We start from the raw sequence: 5,040 nt of genomic DNA, 5'->3' as shown, positions 1-5,040 counted from the left end.
GTCACGCCCCTCCGGAGCCTCCGCCCGCGCGCTGACGGCCGCCCCGCATGCCCCGCCCTCCGTACATCCTCGACGCGCGCACCAGCGACGACGTGTACGCCGACGCCCTCCGGCTGGCGAAGGTCTACCTGCCGCAGTGGGCGGGCTTCTGGCCCGCGGGGTCCCCGCAGTACTTCGCCACCGACGATCCCGGGCTCGTCGTCCTCAAGCTGCTGGCCCAGCTCCACTCGACGCTCGGCACGCAGCTCAACCGGGCGCCGGACAAGCACTTCCTCACGTTCCTCGACTTCTTCGGCGTGGAGCTGCGAGGCCCCCAGGCCGCGCGCGTCCCGCTGACGTTCACGCTCGCCGACGGCAGCGGTCCGGTGGAGATCCCCCCCAACACCCAGGTGGCCTCCGAAGCCGACGCCAACCTCCTCTTCGAAACCACCCGCCCCCTGGTGGCGCTGCCCGCGCGGCTGGTGGCGGGCTACATGCTGGCCCCGGCGGCGGACACGTATTCGGAAGTCACCTCGCTCGTGGGCTCGCCCGATACCGGCGCCCCGGTGGCCACGCCGCTCGCGCACGTGCTGTCGCTGGGCAGCGCGACGCTGTTCCAGCAGTCCACCCCCGTGGAGGAGCTGAGCATCACGCTTCAAGGCGTGAACCTCTTCCAGGCGGACTTCGCGCGGTGGACGGACGGCGCCGGCACCCCGCTGCGCCCGCGCTTCAGCCCCGAGCGCTACGACACGCTGACCGCGTCCTTCACCAGCTTCTCACAGACAACCGCGTCGCAGGTGGGGGGCCAGACGTCCTTCTGGATCTCCGTGAGGCCCTCCGAGGACGTGCGCATCCGGAGCGCCGACGCGGAGATCCTTCCGCAGATCAGCAACATCTCCGCCACCGTGCGCTCGCCCCGCCTCCAGGCGGAGGCCACGTACACCAACGGCACCGCCGTGGACCTCACCAAGGGCGGCTACCCCTTCGGACAGATGCCGGCCGTGGAGGATGCCTTCTACATCGCGTCGACGGACGTGTTCTCGCGCGTGGGCGCGGCGATCTCCCTGGACTTCGAGGCGACCTCCATCTCGCCGCCCACGCCCGTCCGGCTCGCCTGGGAGTCCTGGGACGACGGCTGGCAGCCGCTCGACGTGCTCGACGGCACCGACGCGCTCACGCACTCGGGACGCGTGAGCTTCACCTGCCCCCCCATGTCCCTGGCCACGATCAACGGCCGCACGAGCCGCTGGATGCGCGCGCGCATCGCGTCGGGCGGCTACGGCCTGCCCGGTGGCATCGTGGTGGTGAAGTCCGCGCAGTACGTCGTCGACGATCTCATCGGTCCCTACGTGACGGACAAGGGCGAGGTCCTGGACATCCTCCAGGAGCACGACCTCAACTTCGGCTACGAGTACCAGCCGCCCAGCTACGTCCCGCCGTACGTCGCGTCCCTCCGGTTGCGCTACGAACTCACCGAGCGCCCCGAGCTGGCCCTCACGCGCAACGGGTTCACCGATGCGCCGCTGGAGCTGCTGCCGTACCAGCCCGTCCCCGAGCAGGAGTCGGCCTGGTATCTGGGCTTCGCGCCGGAGGACTTCCTGGCGCACGTGCGCGGCCGGACCCTGTCGCTGCTCGTGCTGCTGCCCACCACACGCAGCGGCACCGACGTTCCCCCGGCCGCATCCGCGGCGGCACCGACGTGGTCCGCCTTCGACGGGAGCACGTGGCGCGCGCTCAAGGTCCAGGACGGAACCAACGTCTTCACCACCACGGGCATCGTGAAGCTGGAGATCCCCTCGTGGATGACGAGCAGCCCCGCCTTCGGACAGGTGCTGGCGTGGCTGCGGCTGTCCGCTCCGGAGGACGACCCCACGCGGCTGCCGCCGCTCCAGGGCATCGTGCCGAACCCGGTGGACGCGGTGAACGGCGTGCTCTGGACCCACGAGGTCCTCGGCTCAGGCACGGGAGGACCGGGCGTCACGCTGGAGTTCCCCCGCAAGCCGGTGCTGGAGGGACAGACGGTGCAGGTGTTCGAGCAGACGCCCATCGCCCCCCAGACGGTGCCCGGCGGCCAGCCGCTCGCCGCCGTCGCGGGGCCACGGACCTGGGTGACCTGGACCGAGGTGTCCAGCTTCTCCTTCTCCAGCGCCACGGACCGCCACTACCTGCTCGACCACGCCAGCGGGATGCTGACGTTCGGTGACGGCGTGCGCGGCATGGCCCCGCCCCCGGGAGAGAACAACATCCAGGCCAGCCAGTACCGCAGCGGCGGGGGCCTGGGTGGCAACCAGCCCGCGCTCACGCTGACCCAGCTTCAGCGCGCGCGGCCGGAGATCGACTCCGTCACGAACGTCCTGCCGTCCCGGGGCGGCACCGGCGCGGACACCCTGGACGCGCTGCGGACGCTCGGCCCCAGACGGTTGAAGGCGCGCGACCGGGCCGTCAGCGCCGGGGACTTCGCCACCCTGGCCCTCACGTCCTCCCAGCGCGTCGCCCGGGCCACGGCCTACGCGGAGCTGGACGGACGGCTGTTCGTCGCGGTCGTCCCGCGTGAGCCCGCGGATCTCCAGCCCACCGTCAGCTCGGACCTGGTGGAAGAGGTGGGCGAGTACCTGCGCGCCCGCGCCCCCTTCGTCGTGGCGGACACGCTGGACGTCGTCGGGCCGGAGTACGTCCCCATCGACGTCTTCGTCCGCGCCGTGCTGGAGCCCGGGGAGCAGGAGGCCCTCATCCGGGAGCGGATGACGGCCCTGCTGGCGCTCTTCTTCGCCCCGCTCGGCGGCCCCGGCCACGAGGCGGGCTGGGACTTCGGGGCGACGGTCCACGCGGCGGACGTGGCGCAGGCACTGGAAGCCGTGCCGGGGGTCATGGTCATCGACGGGGTCACCCTGGCCGGTGGCCTTGCGTCCCTGCCGCTCGTGCGAGCCTGGCTCCCGACCGTCGGCACCGTGACCCTGGAGGTGAACCATGGCGGATGAACTGCGCCTGCCGGACCTCGCGCCGGAGGGGTACGCGGAGATCTTCGAGGCGTTGCGCAACGCCATCCCCACCTTCAGCTCCAACTGGACGGACTACAACGCCTCCGATCCAGGCATCACCCTGCTCCAGCTCCTGGCCTGGGTGGGCGAGGCCACGGCGTACCGGGTCGACCGGGTTCCAGACGCGTCGTTCCACAACTTCCTCCTCATGGCCGCCGGCGTGCCCGAACAGGGCGTCGAACAGGCGCTGCTGACGGCACAGCGCGACATCGTGAAGCGCGGGCTGGTGACCATCACGCTCGGTGGCCAGCCCGTCCTGATGGATCCCGCGTACGTGGAGCTGCTGCGCTACCTGGTGTCCATCCTCGGGCAGGACGTGGACGCGGCTCAGATGCACGCGGTGGCGCAGCGCTACTGGTCCAGCCCCTACCGCGCGGTGACCCGCGAGGACTTCGAGGCCCTGTCGCTCCAGTGCTCCGCGAGCGTTCCCGACACCGCGCCGTTCGACAAGGTGATGCGCGCGTTCGTCCACCGCCAGGAGGCGGGCGTGCGGGTGACGATCGTCTCCGGCTACGTCCCGCTGTACTCGCTCAAGTTCGCGAAGAGCTACACCACGACCACGCCCGCGGAACCTGACCCGGCGATGTACGGGACGCTGACGGTGAGCGCGACGCCCCCCAGCTTCTCGTCGCTCAACGGGTACGACAAGCTGGTGTACGCGGTGGGTGCGTTCCTGGCCCCGCGCCAGCTCATCGGCACGGCCGTCTCCGTGGAGGCGGCGCGCTTCACCCCGCTGGTGGCGACCGTGGATCTCGTCGTCGCGCGCGGCTACGACGGGGAGACGGTGCTGCGGGCGGCGGCGGCGAGCCTCATCGCGCTGACGGATCCGCTCAAGGGAGGAAGCGACGGCGACGGCTGGACCTACGGGCAGCCGCTCCTGGAGCACGACCTGCTCGCCGCGCTCGGGGGACTCCCGGGCATCGACCCGAGCTTCCCCCTGGTCGCCCAGGTGGACGCGCTCAACGGCACGCGCGTGGGGGATGCGGCGGTCGGAGTGACGACGGTGGTCGAGTCCCCGCCATACGATGCCGGCTTCCCCTGGTTCGTGTCGCTGACACTGCGGGCCCTCTACAGCACGTGGACGATCCAGGTGGGCGTGCACGGCCGCGTCGCCATGGACACACGGATTCCGTTCGAGGAGGACGCATGAGCGAGGATCCGAACAGCTACCTGCGGTTCCTTCCCGCGCTCTTCGCGCTCCGGGGGCCCGGGGACTCGCCGTCGTTCCTGGAGCAGTACCTGCACATCCCCGAGAGCATCCTCGGGTCGCGCGACGGAGCGTCGGCGAACGTGCAGCGGGGCATGGCGGCGGTGCTCGACGTCCTCCCGTCGCTGCTCTACCCCCGCCTGTCCTTCCTGTTCCCGGGTTCGAGCGCGCTCGTCCCTCCCATCGAGGTCACCACCGCCAATGGCGACCCCAACGACGTGGCCACCGCGCGCAACCTGCGGGCACTGAACGGCCTGCTCGGCATCGTGCCCATCGACAGCACCTTGTCGAAGGACACGGGCCCGTGGCGGACCGCGGTGCTGGCCTGGCTCACCGACTACCTGGACTGGCTCGGGGGATGGCTCGACTTCACGGGCAACCCGGACTGGAGCGTGGACCGGCGGCGCGCCGTGCTCATCGGCCTGATGCCCCTGTACCGCAAGCGCGGGACTCGCGACGGGCTGGAGGGGCTCTTGCGCCTGCTCGTCGCGCCGGACATCCGGGTCATCGACCTGGTCTCCGCCACGCCGCTGCTGCTGGGCGAGAACTCGACGCTGGCCGAGTTCTACAGCGACGGCGACGGCGTGCTGGACGGCACGCGGCCCTTCAGCTTCGCGGTGGAGATTCCACTGCCCACGTATGACTTCGACACGGCCCCGGTGCAGGCGCTCGTCGCCAGCGTGCGGAAGCTCGTCGACGACGAGAAGCCCCTGCACACGCGCTACGTGATGCGCCTGCGGACCCTTACCTTCACCGTCGGACTGAATTCGACCGTGGGGACCGATACCCTCATCCCGATCCCGGAGAATGCCCGTG

The 5,040-nt window shown here is 71.1% G+C and carries 3 protein-coding genes; all 3 read left to right on the top strand.

All coding sequences use genetic code 11. The features are described from left to right. Positions 1-47: 47 nt before the first annotated feature. Entirely contained in the window at positions 48-2,957 is a 2,910-nt protein-coding gene (locus tag D7V93_RS37535; RefSeq protein ID WP_120647903.1) for a putative baseplate assembly protein, read from the top strand. Continuing rightward, the gene (locus D7V93_RS37530) at positions 2,947-4,167 is read left to right on the top strand and encodes a hypothetical protein (RefSeq protein ID WP_120647902.1); all 1,221 of its coding nucleotides are present in this window, start codon (positions 2,947-2,949) and stop codon (positions 4,165-4,167) included. The genes D7V93_RS37535 and D7V93_RS37530 overlap by 11 nt, the downstream gene beginning before the upstream one ends. Further along, on the top strand, positions 4,164-5,040 hold an 877-nt coding region (locus tag D7V93_RS37525), incomplete at its 3' end, for a phage tail protein (protein ID WP_120647901.1). The genes D7V93_RS37530 and D7V93_RS37525, both read left to right, overlap by 4 nt.

It is taken from the genome of Corallococcus llansteffanensis (assembly GCF_003612055.1).
GTDB classification, from domain to species: domain Bacteria; phylum Myxococcota; class Myxococcia; order Myxococcales; family Myxococcaceae; genus Corallococcus; species Corallococcus llansteffanensis.
Note: the sequence above shows the minus strand (reverse complement) of the source record. Positions and strands in the feature narration are given on the sequence as shown.